Source organism: Hymenobacter coalescens, assembly GCF_054783195.1.
This window is the reverse complement of sequence record NZ_BAAGRA010000021.1, coordinates 54293-69410: the sequence shown is the minus strand read 5'-3', so window position 1 is coordinate 69410 and position 15118 is coordinate 54293. Positions and strand designations below refer to the sequence as shown.

The following is a 15118-nucleotide window of genomic DNA, read 5'->3' as shown; positions in this document are numbered from 1 at the left end:
CAACGGGTTGAACAAAGACAACGCATAGATACGCCCGCCGCCGCACTGGTTGTAGAGGAGCCGCAAATCGGCCCGGGCCGCGGGCACGAAAGTGGTGTTGTTTGGTTCGCCCCCAGAGACGCTGCATGAGCCCCGGCCCCAGCCGCGGGCGGCAATCGGCCTTGGTCGCCGAGGCCAATCGTGATAAACGAAAACGCGTGTGCTGTTGGAAGTTTTAATTTTTTTTTAATTTTTACCTCACTTCGCCCGGCTTACTCTAACTACCTATTGCAACGTTGAGTAATGGCTTCCATTTCCGGAAGCCATGTGTATTAACCAAGCCGTTCCCGAAGCGGGAGCAGGCTTCCTCTCTGTTGCTATGGATACGATTCCGTTGACGCGCTGGGTCTGGCCGCTGGGGCTGCTCGTGAGCCTGCAAGCTTGCCGTGACCCCGCGCCGCCCGCGCCCGCGCCCTGCTCGGCCGCCGACCGCAACCCGCTGCGCTTCACGGTCACGGAGTCCTTCGGCGCGGCCGCCCTCGACACGGTGTACACCGGCGGCCCCGTGGGCTTTGCCGGGCCCGGTGCTCCCTACACGGTCTGGCAGTGGCTGGTGGGCCCGGCCACCACGCGCGCCACGCGCACCTTCAGCCTCTCGTTCGACCGCACGTTCACCGGGCCCTTGCCCGTGCGCCTGATTGCCCGCCGCCCGCCCAACCCGCGCTGCCCCGGCGACGACGGGGTGGACACGCTCACGCGCGTGTTCACCTTCGTGCCGTTCGACCTGCAGCGGTACCGGCCGGCCGTCTTCGGCAAGTTCCAGGGCGCCAGCACCGACGCGCCCCGCGACACGTTCACTGTGCGCGTGTTTTTAGGCCCTAATCTTGATTATCCCAACAATCCGGCCGCCCCGCCTGCTCCCTACCTGGGCGGGCTGCCCAAGGGCTGCACCATACTCTACCGAAATTTGGGCGTAGACTGGCGTGGGGTAAGGGGCAGCGGCGGCTGCATGGGCAACGACGTGCGCGCAGTTCTGACCACGCGCGACAGCATCCGCATCGAATACCGGCCGCAGGTATTCCCGCATATCGTCGACAAAGTCTTCCGGGGCCGGCGCGTGCGCTAAGGTCTTTCATTTCTTCATTCTATTTATTATGCGTAAAAACCTACTCGCTACGGTAGGGCTGGCCTTCGTGTGGCTGCCGCAAGCCCTCGCCCAGCAGGCTCCGTGTCCGCCCGTCGGCATCGTCACCGACCCCAGCGGCCCGGCCACCAACCCCGGTGGCGTCCCGAACAGCTTCAACTGGTACTTCGGCGACTACCAGCCGGCCCTCTACAACGGCCGGCGCTACACGCTCAACGCCCCGGTTATCGGGCAGCCCTACATCGAGCTGCCCTGGCAGCAGCCGCTGAACGTGAACATGGGACGCTTTCAGGGCAAGAACGACGTGCCCGCCGATGGCTGGGAGCTGGTGCGCCGCGACCTGGGCTTTGACGACAACGGCAACCCGGCCAACACGCGCAACCCCACCGTGCTGCTCTACAACCGCTACACCGGCGTGCTGCGGGTGTTCGTGGCCTGTGGCGACGTGAAGGCCGCGCACCAGCTGGCGGAGGTCAAGCTGACCTTTGACGGAAACGGACGCAACAAATCCGCCACCCTGAACCGGGTGTACGCGCTGGGCACGGCGCTGGAGGATCTGCCGCCGGGTGAGAACGTGGAGTTTGTCGCCGTGTCGCGTTACCTCAGCGATGCGGGCAAGTGGTTTGTGGCCGATTTTCCCATGGATTACGACCCCTGCGTCTGCCTGTTCGATTCGCGCTTGCGGGTCGAAGTGAGCTTGATTTCGGAAGCCGACGTGAACCTGACCGGCGTTACGCAGGGCACCATTGCCACGGCCGGGGGCGGCAGCAGCAGCACCGCGGGCGATTTTGACAAGGGCATTCCGCTCATGCGGAAAATCAACAATGTGTTGTCGGCCGGCGGCAAGTCCTACGAAAGCATCGACAAGTTTACCAGTAAGCTCAGGCGCGACAATCCCGGCAAAGCCGGGGCGGTGGACAACCTGGGCAACGACCTGAAGGCGCCCGGGTTTCTGCAGCAGGGCCTGGCGGCCTTGCCTTACCTTGGTGCGGCCGTCAGCATGCTGGATTACTTGCTGACCGGCGGCAAGGCCGACCCGGTCCCGGCCATGAGCCTGCAGCCGATGACCATCGAAATGACGACCAAAATCACCGGCAAGATTATCGCGCCTACCCTGTACGTCACGGTGCCTTTTCACAACCCGGGCAACCGGTTGGCCTCGACCCTGCCTGAGAACGTGCCGTACTACAACGAAGGAATGGGCGTGCTGAGCATATTGACGCGCCCGGTGCTGGATGTAAAATCGCGCCTGTACACGGGGCCGAACCGCGAGCTTATTTCCGAGCGCACCTGCCGCCTGACCCAGGATATCAAATACGTAATCAATCCCGCGGCCAAGCTGGACGTGCAGGATTTCAAGGTGGCGCTGGTGGTCGAAGGCTCCAGCCCAGTAGGGGCCGGGGGCGATTATACCTTTTACGAAGGAGTGGGATCCAATCCGGGCGGGCCCGACACGTACGCCTATCGCACGGAGTACGTGGATGCGGCCTGTATCAAAAACACCATTTTCAGCATCCAGTCTTCCAGCCGTAATCCCGACCCGGCCAATGATTTTGTGGTCAAGGGCAACTACCTTAAAATCATGGTGAATCTGCGGCCCCGCAACGCTTCGCCTACGCAACAGAACGTGTTGCTGGTAGCCCGTTACCCGGTTGCTGGGCGACAAGTCACGGGCTTTGCCGCTCTGCCCACGGCGGCCTGCGGCGTACTGCCCCAGGCCAGTGCCGCCGAGGTAGGCGCGGTATGCAATGGAAGCCGTTACCCCACGGCCGCAGTGCTAACGCGTCCGTCGGCCGTAGCCGCAAGCCCGGCGTCGGCGCCAGCCCTGGCGCCAAAGGTGGAAATATTCCCCAACCCAGCCCGCGAAATGCTGCGGCTGCAGGTAACCACCGCCGTCCCCGGCACCGTCGAAGCCGAGCTGCACAATGCGCTGGGGCAACCGGTAAAGAAAATGAATGCTTGGCAGCCAGTCGGTCCGGGCGTCTATCAGCAGGATATTTCAACGCTCGATTTACCCAACGGGGTGTATTTCTCGGTTTGCAAAACGGCGGAGCACTCGGTAACCCAGCGGGTACTGGTGGTGCACTAAACGGCTACCACATACAAGCAAACCAGTTACGCAAAAAGCGGGGCCGCAAGGCCCCGCTTTTTGCGTAACTGGTTCTTGTCGGGCCGCCGCAGCTGCTAGTGGTGATGCCCACCTTCGCCGTGTACGTGGCCGTGGTCCAGTTCCTCGCGGGTGGCGTCGCGCACGTCCACCACCTGGCCGTCGAAGTGCATGGTCATGCCGGCCAGCGGGTGGTTGAAGTCCATTTTCACGGTGTCGTTGCCGACGTACACCACCTTGCCTTGCAAGTGGTTGCCGTGGTTGTCCGACATGGGCAGGTAGTTGCCGATCTGCAGCATTTCGGGGTCGGTCTGGCCGTCTACCTCGAACACCTGCTTGGGCAGGTCCACTAGGGCGTCCTGGTCGTATTCGCCGTAGCCCTGCTCGGGCGAGAGGGTGAAGCTGAACGAGTCGCCGGCCTGCTTGCCCTGCAGCTGCTGCTCAAACTCCTCGGGCAGGCCGCTCATGCCAAACAGAAACACCATGGGGCTGTCGGCTTCGGCCTTTTCCACGAGCTGTTTTTCCTGCTCGTTGTTGGTAACGCTCAGGTCGTAGGTCAGCGTCACGACCTTTTGATCTGCAATCTGCATGGGTTCGGGGGGAGGTAATAAGGAAAACAATGGCAAGTAAAGGAAAATAACGCGCCGGCCGCGGGTTTGTTCGGGCAGAGGCAGAATTCAAGCCTGCGGCAGCCTTGGCCGCATTGGCGCGGCCCAGCTGCCGCAAGTGACCTCATCGTCGTACCACCGGCAGCCCGAAAACGTCACCGCCCAAAACCCGTGTCAATGGTTTCGGGCGGTGGCGTTTGGCCGCTTTGCACGTTCGTCAGGACCGTTGGGCTGGCGCCTTGCTGCGGTGTCGGCGACCTTCGGCGCGGCTACACTTGGTCAAGATGGCCGGGACCACCGCCGGTCGGGTCTACAAATCCTGAAACTCCCAGGCCGTGCGGTAAGCGCCGATGTCTTCCACGTAGTTGACGAAGTCGCGGTAGAAGGCGTTGGAGCTGAGCGTGGCCGAGTCGCCGGTCATCAGCAGCTTGCGGCGGGCGCGGGTCATGCCCACGTTCATGCGGCGGATGTCGGAGAGGAAGCCGATGTCCGAGGCCGCATTGGAGCGCGTGAGCGTGATGGCAATGATGTCGCGCTCCTGGCCCTGGAAGGAGTCGACGGTGCCGATGCTGAGCTGCCGCTTGTTCTGCAGCGCCAGCAGCTCGGGAATCTCGTCGACGCGGTCCTTGAGGTAGTTGATTTGGGCGCGGTACGGGGCGATGACGCCGATGCTCAGCGGCTGCGCCTCGTGGTCTTCGGCGTGGTAGTCCTGCAGCAGCTCCACCAGGCGGCGCAGCAGCAGGTCGGCCTCTTCGGGGTTGGCCACGGAAGGCGAGTCGAGAATGCCCAGCTCGGAAAAGCCGCAACCGGCCGTATCGATGAACTCCACCGCGCCGGGCTCGGGCGGAAAGCGCAAGTCGAAGGCGTGCAAATCGGCGCGGCGCACTCGCTCATCGGCCACCAGGCGCCCGCCGTAGAACTGGTCCGACGAAAAGCGCATGATGTCCTCGTGCATGCGGTACTGTACCTGCAGCATGCGGGCGGTGGCGGGCTGGCGGGTGATGCACTTCTCAAACAACGTTTCGCGCAAACCCTGGGCCGCGGCTTTTTCGCTTTTGACGGTAGGCGGCAGCTGGCAATGGTCGCCGGCCAGCACCACGCGCTCGGCCCGGGTGATGGGAATCCAGCAGCCGGGTTCCAGGGCCTGGGCCGCCTCGTCGATAAACACCGTTTCGTAGGTGAGGTGGCGGATGGCGCGGTTGGCGGCCCCCACCAGCGTGCAGGTAATCACCTGCACCTTCTCCAGCAAATCCTCGGTGATGTACTTCTCGAGCTGATCCGACTCCTGCAGCAACTGGTGGGCCTGCTCCTTCAGGTGCTGGCGCTGCTGCCGCTCTTCCCAGCCGAAATTGCGCTTGAACTTGCCCGCTTCCTCGCGGTACTGCTCGGCCGTCTGGCGCAGGCTGCGCAGCTCCGGGTAGTGCTTGTGGGCCATTACCTGCGCGTCGAGCGTGTGCTCCAGCAAGAGGTCCGACACCCGCGAGGGGTTGCCCATGCGGATGACGTTGACGCCGCGCTCGGCCAGCTTCTCGGTCAGCAGGTCCACGGCCGTGTTCGAGGGCGCGCACACGAGCACGCGCCGCTCCCGCCGAATGGTTTCGAGGATGGCCTGCACCAGGGTGGTGGTTTTGCCGGTGCCGGGCGGGCCGTGGATGATGGCTACGTCCTTGGCGGCCATGACCAGCTGCACGGCCGCCAGCTGCGAGGCGTTGAGCGGATTAGGGTAGTAGAGCTTCTCCGTCTCGGCCTCCGGCTTGAACTCCGCCGGGCGGTGGCCCAGCAGGGTGTCGCGCAGCTCCTGCAAACGGCCAAAGGCGCCCTGTACCTTTTGCAGGGCGTACTCCATTTCGCGGTAGCTGACCTCGTCGAAGGTCAGGTCGATGCCGAGCTTGCCCTCGTCGATCCAGTCGGGCAGGTCTTCCTTGTTGGTGGCCAGCGTAATCTTGTTGCGGCGCACCGACGTCACCACGCCCGAGAGCATGGGCTTGTCGGAGCCGGCGCGGCCGGGGATGTTGCCGAAAATAGCGGCGTTCTTGCCGACCTGGAACAGGTGCAGCTGCTGGCTCTGGCCGGCGGGGCGCTCCAGTTCCAGCACCAGCTTGCCGCCGAAGCCGATGTCTTCTTTGGTGATTTTGACGGGGTACCAGGTCAGGCCGCGGTGCACGCGTTCCGAGATGGTGCTCTTGGCGTTGCGCAGGCGGTATTGCTCCAGATCCTCCTGTTGCTCCAGCTTCAGCAAAGCCTGGACGCGGCGGAGTTCTTCGTAGACGGAGTCGGTGGGTATGTGGGGGGCGGTTTCGGCCAACGTTGCTTCTGTAATCAAGTGTAAACCGGTTCAACAACCGTTGAACGGCAAACGTGCGGCCGAAGGTCGGGGAGAAATGTGGAATTGCGCCGCGTGGGCCTAAACGGGTAGACAGCTGGCCGGCGTAGCCCGGCCGTGTCTACCACCAGGTCGGCGGGGTGCTCCCAGTCGATGGTCCGGCCGGGACGGCGGCAGGGGATTTGCGCAAGTCAGGGGAAGGGTCAGTTGGCGACGGCCTTCGTCACGTCCTGCCCCTGAATGGCCGCCGCCATCAGCGGCGGAAACTTATCGGGGGTGCAGGCAAAGGACGGAATGCCCAATGCGGCCAGCTTCTCGGCCACCGAGCGGTCGAAGCTCGGGGCGCCTTCGTCGCTGAGGGCCAGCAGCACCACCACGGTCACGCCGGCGGCTTTAAGTTCCGCGGCGCACCGGAGCATGCCGGTTGGGCTGCCGCCTTCGTACAGGTCGCTGATGAGCACCAGGATGGTATCGGAGGGGCGGGTGATGAGCTGCTGGCAGTACGTGAGGGCCAGGTGGATATCGGTGCCGCCGCCCAGCTGCACCCCGAACAGCAAATCCACCGGGTCCTGCAGGTCTTCGGTCAGGTTCACCACGCTCGTATCGAAGGCCACCATGTGGGTGCGCACGGCCCGGATGGAAGCCAGCACCGCCCCGAACACGCCCGCGTACACCACCGAGGCGGCCATAGAGCCGCTCTGATCCACGCACAGCACGATTTCCTTGAGCGCCTGCCCGCGTCGGCCGTAGCCCACCAGCTTTTCCGGAATGATGGTGCCCAGCGCGGGCTGGTAGTGCCGCAGATTGGCCCGGATGGTGGCCGCCCAGTTGATTTCGCGGTAGCGCGGGCGTGGGTTGCGCACGCTGCGGCTCAGGGCGCCCTGCACGGCCTGCCGCAACGGATTGGCGAGCTTTTGCTCCAGGTCGTGCACCACGCGCTGCACCACTTCGCGGGCCGTGTGCCGGGCTTTGGCGGGCATCACCCGGCCCAGCGACATGAGCAGGCCCACTAGGTGCACATCGGGCTGCACGGTGCGCAGCACTTCCGGCTCCAGCAGCAGCTGGTTCAGGCCCAGGCGTTCCATGGCGTCCTGCTGCATCACGGCCACCACCGACGAAGGGAAGTAGCGGCGGATGTCGCCCAGCCAGCGCGTGACGCGCGGCGCCGAGGAGCCCAGCCCGCCCCGGCGCTCCGACCTTTGCTCGTCGTAGAGGGCCGTGAGCACCTCGTCCATGCGGCCGTAGTCGGGGGTAAGCGGCACGTGCTGGGCCGCGTCGGCGGCGGAGCCCAGCACGAGTTTCCAGCGGGCGGCGTTGCTCATGCAAAAAGTAAGGGAAGAAGGGTCGTGGGGCGCTGCGTTCCCGCGCTTGCGCCGGTGAAGGTAAGGCCGGCGCCGGGCTATGACCAAGCCACCGGGCCTAGCCCGGCAGCGTAACGATGAACTCGGCGAACTGCCCCTCCTGGGTTTCGACCCGCAGCGTGCCGCCGTGGCCCTTGGTGACGATGTCGTGGCTCAGCGAAAGGCCCAGGCCGCTGCCTTCGCCCACGGGTTTGGTGGTAAAGAAGGGCTGAAAAACGCGCTCTTTCACGGCCTCACTGATGCCGGGGCCGTTGTCGCGCACCCGGATTTCCACCCGCCCGGTGCGTTGACGGGTGCTGATGCGCACTTCGGGGGCGTACTGCGGGTCGTCGGTTTGCTGGCGGTGGCGTACGGCGTGGAAGGCGTTGGTGAGCAAGTTGAGCAGTACCCGCGCTACGTCCTGCGGTACCAGGTTGACCGGGGGCAGCTGCGGCTCCAGCTCCAGCTCGATGGCCGCCTGAAAGCCCGGATGCTGGCCCTGCACCGCCTCGTAAGCCAGGAGCACCTGCTCGCCGACCAACGCATTCAGGTCGGTGAGCTGGCGCTGGGTGGTGCCGGTGCGCGAATGTTCCAGCATGTCCTTGATGATGGAGGAGGCCCGCCGGCCGTGCTGGCTGATTTCCTGCAGGTTCTGCTTGAGGCCGGTCAGGATTTCCTGTTCCAGGCTGGCCTGCCCGGCGGGGGGGCGGCCGTCGCGCTGCACGCTCTCCAACATGGTGGCGCTGACGTCGGCAAAGCGCTTCATGAAATGCAGCGGGTTCTGCAGCTCGTGCGCAATGCCGGCCGATACTTCACCCACGAAGGCCCACTTTTCGGCTGCCACCAGCTGGTTCTGCGTCTGGCGCAGCCGGGCCAGCGTGCGTTTGTTGACGCGCAGCTGGCGGTACAGCACCACGCCCAGGCCCGACACCAGCACCACGGCGCCGAGGGCGAAGCCCAGCAGCAACCCGCGCTGGCGCAGCCGGACGGCCTGCACGGCCTGTGCCTGGCGCAGGTTGGCTATCTGCGCGCTTTGGGCCAGCGCCACCCGTTCGCCTTCGTACTGGGCAATGTTGTAGGCATTATGAGCTGTGCTTAGCGAGTCGCTGAGGGTCAGGTAGATCCGGGTGTATCGTTGCAACTGCTCGGGTTGCTGGCGCAGGTCGTAGAAGCGCAGCAGCTGCTCCAGCAGGTGCGGCCGCAGCAGGTTGAGCTTGCTGCTGGTGGCTTTACGGTAAGCTGCCAGCCAGTGGGCTTCGGCCTGATCGTACTGGCCGCGCGCCTGGTAGTAGCGGGCCCAGGTGGCATCCAGCGGAAATTCCCCGAGGCGGCCGGAAATGTTCATGCGTAGCGAATCGGCCAATTGCTGGGCCCGCACCAGCAGCGGGTAGGCCTGCTCGGGGTGTTGCTGCACCAGCACGGCGCTTTTCAAGACCAGCGCGTAAGCCGTGCCGGACTGGCGGATCAGTGAATCGTGCTGCGCGACCTGCAGGGAACGGTTGGCGTAGCGCAGGGCTTCCGGGTAGCGTTGCTGCTGCAGGTACACCCGGGCAAGCGCCTGCAGCGTGAAGAAGCGGCGCATGTCCTCGAAATGGTACTGGTCTTCCAGCGCCATGGCCTTGTGCAGGTACTCCAGCGCTTTGCGGTGGTTTCCCCACTCGGCATAGGCCGAGCCGGTGGCCATGATTTCGGTGATGTAATAGCTGCGCTCAAACTCTTGGAACAGTTCCGCCGCTTTCAGGTAATGACTGATGGCTTGGTTCTGGTCGCCGCGGTGCCGGTACGAGCCGGCCAGTACCAGGTAGCAGGCTGCCTCGTTATGACGCGCTTCCTGGCGCTGGTACTGCGTCAGCTTCCGCTGGAAATACACAAACCGCTCATCACTGGCTTTCAGGGCGTTGAAGACTGGCCCTAAGTCGATCAGCAGCCGGGGGGCCGGGTGGCCGGCCGCATCAAAAAGCTCAATGGCCTGATAAAAGCACCGCAGGGCCATGCGCATGTCCTTGTTTTGGAGCCAAAGCCCCACGCCACGGCGCAACAAACGGTAGGGGCGCTCATCGGGTAGTAGGTGGGTGCGCTGGTTCAGGCGCAGCAGTTCGTCGAGCAGGGGCAGGGCCCGCTCGCGGCGCTGCAGGTCGGTCAGCTCCGTGATGTCGAGCAGGTGCACGAGGGTGCGCAGCCGCGCCGAGTCGGCCAGCGGGCGAGGCGCCACCAGGGTGCGCCGCAACGAATCGTAGTCGGCGTCCCAGTACCGGAACTGCGCGTGACCCGCCGCCGCTTTCAGCAGGAGCAGCAGCAGGCACAAGAAAAAGGGAACGTTTGGGCGCACGAACAAACTGAAGAAGTGCAATAGGTAGAGTGCAGGCTCGCGCCCGGGCGGTGCGGCGGCTCGTAACAAGCAGCCAGCTAGCCCGGGAGAAGCCCAAGGAGCGGGGTAACCCTCAAAAATAACGGAATCCGCATGAGTGCGGTCCAGCTAGTTAATGGCGGGCCAAGCGGCAGATACGCCGCCCGCCCCCAACCGGATTTCGGCCGCGCCCGGCAAGCACCGGCATTCGGGGTAGCCGCCCGGGTTTCGGTTACTTTGGGGCCTGATTGCCGACTGTCCGCCCCTGATGAAACTTGCTCCGTACGTGCGCCGGCTCGCCGGGCTGCCGCTACTGGCCCTGCTGGCCTGCACCCGCTTGCCGCTTAGCTCCCCCGCGCCACCTGCCGTGGCGCCGCTGCCCGTGGTGCCGGGCGTAAGCCAGCAGCTGGCCGAATACCGCAAGCAGCTGCTGCGCGGGCTCAGCTACGCGCTGCACGTAACCGTGCCGCCGCGCAAAGACCAGCCGGTAACCGTGCTGGAAACCCTGCGCTTCACCCTAAAAGCGGCGGAGCAACCCCTGCATCTCGACTTTAAAGCCCCGAGCGGGCACTTGCAGCAGCTGACCGTGAACGGCCAGCCCGTGGCCCTCGACCACCGGCAGGAGCACCTGCTGATTCCGGCGGCGGCGCTGCGGCCCGGCCCGAACGAGGTGCGCCTGGCGCTGCGGGCCGGCGACCAGTCGCTGAACCGCAATGACGATTTCCTCTACACGCTGCTCGTGCCCGACCGCGCCCGCACGGTATTTCCGGTGTTCGACCAGCCCGACCTCAAGGCCTCGTTTCAGCTGACGCTGACGGTGCCCACGGGCTGGCAGGCCCTGGCCAACGGCCCGCTGCAAGATTCGACGGCTGCGGCCGGTGCCACCACGTTGCGCTTCGCCCCGTCCGACACCATCAGCACGTACCTGTTCTCGCTGGTGGCCGGCCGCTTCGCGCGGGTGCCGCGCACGGGGCAGGGCCGCGCCATGACGCTGCTGCACCGCGAAACCGACCCGGACAAGCTGCGCCTGAGCCTCGACCCGGTCTTCCGCATTCATGCCGAGGCGCTGGGCTTTCTGGAAGAGTACACGGGCCTGCCGTACCCGTTTCGCAAGTTTGATTTCGCCGCCCTGCCCGACTTTCAGTACGGCGGCATGGAGCACGTCGGGGCCATCGACTACAAAGCCGCCACGCTGTTTCTGGACGCGGGCGCCACCCGGGACCAGGAGCTGGCCCGCGCCAACCTCATTGCCCACGAAACCGCCCACATGTGGTTTGGCGACCTGGTGACCATGCGCTGGTTCAACGACGTGTGGATGAAGGAGGTGTTTGCCAATTTCATGGCCGACAAAATTAGCCGCACGGCCGTGCAAGGCTCCAACTACGACCTGAAGTTCGTGGTGGACCACTACCCGGCAGCCTACGGCGTGGACCGCACCACGGGTGCCAACGCCATCCGCCAGGAGCTGCCCAACCTGCAGGACGCCGGCTCGCTCTACGGCAACATCATCTACCACAAGGCCCCCATCATGATGCGGCAGCTGGAGCGGCTGATGGGCGAGGAGGCGTTCCGCGACGGCCTGCGCGAATACCTGCGCCGCTACGCCCACGGTAACGCCACCTGGCCCGACCTCATCCAGATCCTGGACGCGCGCACGCCCGCCGATCTGCAGGCCTGGAACCAGGTATGGGTAAACCAGCCTGGGCGCCGGGTATTCGATTATGAGCTGCAAATCAGCAACAACGGGATTACCAGCCTGCAGCTGACGCAAAAGGCCGAAGACGGCTCCGACCGCCTCTGGCCGCAGCTGTTTGAAGTGCTGCTGGTATACCCCGACGGCCGCAGCAGTGAGCTGACCGTGAACATGAACCAGCCGAGGGTGCAGCTAGTCGAAGCAATGGGCAAGCCGGTGCCGGCGTTTATTCTGTTCAACTCTACCGGCCTGGGCTACGGCGTGTTTCCGATGGACAACCAACTGAACGTCCTGCTCAGCTACCGCTACGACGCCCTAGCGCAGGCCCTGGGCCGCAACTTAGCCCTTCTGCCGAGCTCCGTGGCCCGCGCCGCCAGCTACGTCAACCTCTATGAGAACATGCTCAACGGCCGCTACCTGCGGCCACGCCCGCTGCTGGACGTGTACCGGCAGCGGCTGCTGCAGGAGCGGGAGGAGCTGAACCTGAAGCTGCTCACCGGCCAGCTGATGGACATCTACTGGAAGTTTCTGAAGCCCGAAGAGCGCACTGTCCTAGCGCCCCAGCTGGAAAAGGAGCTGTGGCAGGCGCTGACGCATAACCCAGCCCCGAATCAGAAAAAGCTCTTGTTCAAAGCCTACCAGTCGGTAGTCCTGAGCAAGGAAGCCCAAGCCCGGCTGTACCAAATATGGGAGCAGCAGCAAGCCCCAGCCGGCGTGAAGCTCACCGAGGACGACTACACCGCCCTGGCGCTGGCCCTGGCCGTGCGCGACTACCCGGCCGCCAAACCCATTCTGCCCGCGCAGCTGGCCCGCATCCAAAATCCCGACCGCCAGAAGCGCCTGCAGTTCCTGCTGCCGGCCCTGTCGGCGGACGTGGCCACCCGCGACGCCTTTTTCGCCTCCTTGAGCGAGGAGAAAAACCGCGAGAAGGAAGCCTGGGTGACGGCCGCGCTGGGCTACCTGCACCACCCGTTGCGGGCGGCCGCTTCCGAGAAATACCTGCCCCAGAGCCTGGCGCTGCTCGAAGAAATTCAGCAGACCGGCGACATTTTCTTCCCATATTCCTGGCTGCAGGCCACCCTGGGCTACTACCAAACGCCCACGGCCGCCCGCACCGTGCGCACGTTTCTGGCGGAGCACCCGCAGTACAATCCGCAGCTGCGCGCCAAGCTCCTGCAGGCCGCCGACGACCTGTTTCGGGCCGAGAAGCTGCTGGCGCCGCCCCCGAAATAGAGGTACGACGCGCCTGACCGTCTTACCCGAGCCCCAGCAGCTCCTGGAGCACCGGCAACACGCGCCGGCCGCGTTCCAGGTCAATGTCGGCACCCGGCGCGGCGGGGCCGGCGCCCGGGGCGGTGGTCGTCAGGGCCAGCACCTGCTGCCGCTCGGGCAGGCTGAACTCGGTGAAGGCGCGGCGCAGCAGCGGCACGGTTTCCTGAAACACGTCTTCCGGCAGCCCCGCCAGCCATTGGTCGAGCAGGTCGAAAAGCACCCGGTTGTGAATCAGCAGCAGGCCGCTGCCGCGCAGAAAGCCCTCAATCCAGGCCGTAGCGTAGGTGGTGGGCCGGGCCGGGGCCAGCGCCAGGCCCAGCAGCGTGGCGGTGGCGTCGGCGGGCAGTTGCTGCGCGTCGAAGAGCAGGCGGGCAGCGGCCCCGGCCAGCAGGCCGCTGCTGGCCGGCTGCCGGGCCACGGTGTGCAGCGCTGTGTACCACTCCTGCTGCTGGTCGCCGTCGGGGAGCAAGCGGATGGCCTGGTGCGCGCCTTCGAGCAAGCCGAGCAGCTGCCGGGCCGCGTCGGCATCGAGGCCGGTGCAGGCCGGGGGCAGCGCGATGCACAACCGCGGCACCAGGTGCCGCACCACCTGCGCCACCAGCCCGGCTTCGGTGCGGCGCACGTTGCCGTAGCGCAGCACGCGCACCAGCGGGGGCAGGGCCGCCAGCAGGTGGGCCACGTCGCGGGTGCCGGCGCTGATGGCCTCGAGGCGGGCCACCAGGGCCGGCAGCGCGGGCGCCAGATCGGCCTGCAGGGCTTCTTCCAACAGCTGGCTCAGCTGGGCCAGGTCGGTGGCCTGCGCGGCGCGGTGGGCAGTGGCGCCTGCGGCGGCGCCGAGCACGGAGTTGCCCCAGCGGCCGGCTTCCAGCAGGGCCAGCACCATTTCGGGGCGCCACTGCAGCTCCCACACCTCGTGAAAGGTGCCGCTCTTGCCCTCCACGCGCTTCGGGCGGCCCCAGCGGATGGCCAGCAGCTGCAGGCGGTGCAGCAAGTGGCTACGGCCCAGGTCAAGGTCTTTGCGCAGGTCCAGGGCCAGGGTTTTGGGGGCCGCCTCGGGCTTCAGGCGCAGGGCCTTCTGCTGCTGCGCCAGGTCCTGCTGCAGCGGGGAGGCGTGCAGCTCCTCGGGCACCTCGCCCAGCCGCTCGCCGATGACCAGCTGCTGATGCACGAGGTCCAGCGCCTCCGCGTAGCCGCCCCCGAAAATGCTCACCGCCGCCTCCTGCAGCTCCTCAATGCCCGGCAGCGCCAGCCCGCGCACGGCCGCCAGCGCCTCGGCCAGCCGTACGCCCTCAATGGCGTGGGCCGAGGACGCGTCCAGCTGCTGCGCCCGCAGCAGGTGCGCCGCCCGCACCATCCAGTGCGTGACTACCCGCCCGTGCGGCTCCTCAAACAGCAGCTCGTACCAGGCCGGCGACAGCACGCCCGCCCCGTAGCCCGACTGCCGGGCCAGCCGCTCGTAGGTCCAGGGCACCCAGGTGGCTTCGGTCGTAGCTTTTTTCAGGCCCTTGAGGCGGGCTTTGTCGTCCTTGGCGTAGCCCGACAGCCCGGCGGCGCGCAGCACCGGCGCGTGCCAGGCCCCGCACACCACCGCCACGCGCGCATAGCCCTGCTTGAGCGTGGCGCGCAGCGTTTCGCGCATGTAGGCCTCGCGCAGCAGCGTTTCCGTCGATTCGGGCTCGGCCAGCTCCTCGCGCAGGGCCGTCATCATGAGCAGCACCGCCTCGAAGGCGTCGGCGTGGCCGGCGGAGTGCTCGATGCGCGCTTCCCACCACCGCTCCCCGTCGGTGTAGCCGTCGAGGCGGGCGAGGTGGGCAATGGGGTCGAGGCGCAGTGGGGCCTGACCCTCCGGCTCACTTTCCGAATGAGAAGAGGCGCCGGCCGGCGCGGCCTCTGCTTCCGCCGCATGAGCGGATTCCTCAGACTCAGCTGCGGGCACCAGCGGGTCGGGGTCGGCGGGCACTTGCTCCACCGCGTCGGGCAGGGCAAAGCGCAGGGTCATCGGCAGGTCGAAGGCCCGCAGGTGGGCGCCGTGCCGCTGGCACCACAGCGCCGCCTGCCACTCAGGCGAGAAGCGGGCAAAGGGCAGGAACGTGGCCTGCGCGTGCTGCTTGGGGTTGTAGAGCAGCAGCGCTACCGGCGGCTGCAGGGCCGCGTTGGCGACTTCGGCCAGGGCCTTTTCCCCGTCGGCGGGGCACTCCAGCAGCACGATGTCGGGCTGGTAGTCATCCAGGGCCTTGAGCAGAGAGGCCGTGCTGCCGGGGCCGTGGTGGCGGATGCCGAAAAGGCGCAGGTCGGTAGGCATGTA

The 15118-nt window shown here is 66.0% G+C and carries 8 protein-coding genes; 3 read left to right on the top strand and 5 right to left on the bottom strand.

The annotated features are described in order from the left end of the window. The first annotated feature begins 358 nt into the window (after positions 1 to 358). Together ACYVKQ_RS19460 and ACYVKQ_RS19455 are read left to right on the top strand one after the other, a co-directional pair. Complete coding sequence (locus tag ACYVKQ_RS19460; RefSeq protein ID WP_460677024.1) at positions 359 to 1105, top strand: hypothetical protein; 747 nt, start codon at positions 359 to 361, stop codon at positions 1103 to 1105. 28 nt (positions 1106 to 1133) lie between these two features. Further along, positions 1134 to 3212 carry a T9SS type A sorting domain-containing protein gene (locus tag ACYVKQ_RS19455; RefSeq protein ID WP_460677023.1) on the top strand — a complete coding sequence of 693 codons (2079 nt, stop codon included), beginning with the start codon at positions 1134 to 1136 and terminating at the stop codon, positions 3210 to 3212. Positions 3213 to 3307: 95 nt separating this feature from the next. Here the strand turns inward: ACYVKQ_RS19455 and ACYVKQ_RS19450 are convergent, their stop codons facing one another. The 4 genes from ACYVKQ_RS19450 to ACYVKQ_RS19435 form a co-directional block, all read right to left on the bottom strand. Further along, the gene (locus tag ACYVKQ_RS19450) at positions 3308 to 3820 is read right to left on the bottom strand and encodes an FKBP-type peptidyl-prolyl cis-trans isomerase (RefSeq protein ID WP_460677022.1); all 513 of its coding nucleotides are present in this window, start codon (positions 3818 to 3820) and stop codon (positions 3308 to 3310) included. 328 nt (positions 3821 to 4148) lie between these two features. Then, positions 4149 to 6161 (bottom strand): AAA domain-containing protein, encoded by a 2013-nt coding sequence (locus tag ACYVKQ_RS19445; RefSeq protein ID WP_460677021.1) that lies wholly within the window; start codon positions 6159 to 6161, stop codon positions 4149 to 4151. Positions 6162 to 6364: 203 nt separating this feature from the next. Next, positions 6365 to 7483, bottom strand: coding sequence for a VWA domain-containing protein (locus ACYVKQ_RS19440; RefSeq protein ID WP_460677020.1), 1119 nt, complete (start codon positions 7481 to 7483; stop codon positions 6365 to 6367). Positions 7484 to 7580: 97 nt separating this feature from the next. Next, the gene (locus ACYVKQ_RS19435; protein WP_460677019.1) at positions 7581 to 9830 is read right to left on the bottom strand and encodes an ATP-binding protein; all 2250 of its coding nucleotides are present in this window, start codon (positions 9828 to 9830) and stop codon (positions 7581 to 7583) included. Between the two features lie 286 nt (positions 9831 to 10116). Between ACYVKQ_RS19435 and ACYVKQ_RS19430 the strand changes: the two genes are divergently transcribed. Next, a complete protein-coding gene (locus ACYVKQ_RS19430; protein ID WP_460677018.1) occupies positions 10117 to 12774 on the top strand; it encodes a M1 family metallopeptidase in 2658 nt (885 codons plus the stop codon). Positions 12775 to 12796: 22 nt separating this feature from the next. Here ACYVKQ_RS19430 and ACYVKQ_RS19425 read toward each other — a convergent pair whose 3' ends face one another. Continuing rightward, positions 12797 to 15115: a DUF5682 family protein gene (locus ACYVKQ_RS19425; protein ID WP_460677017.1), complete on the bottom strand. Its 2319-nt coding sequence runs from the start codon at positions 15113 to 15115 to the stop codon at positions 12797 to 12799. Positions 15116 to 15118 lie beyond the last annotated feature (3 nt).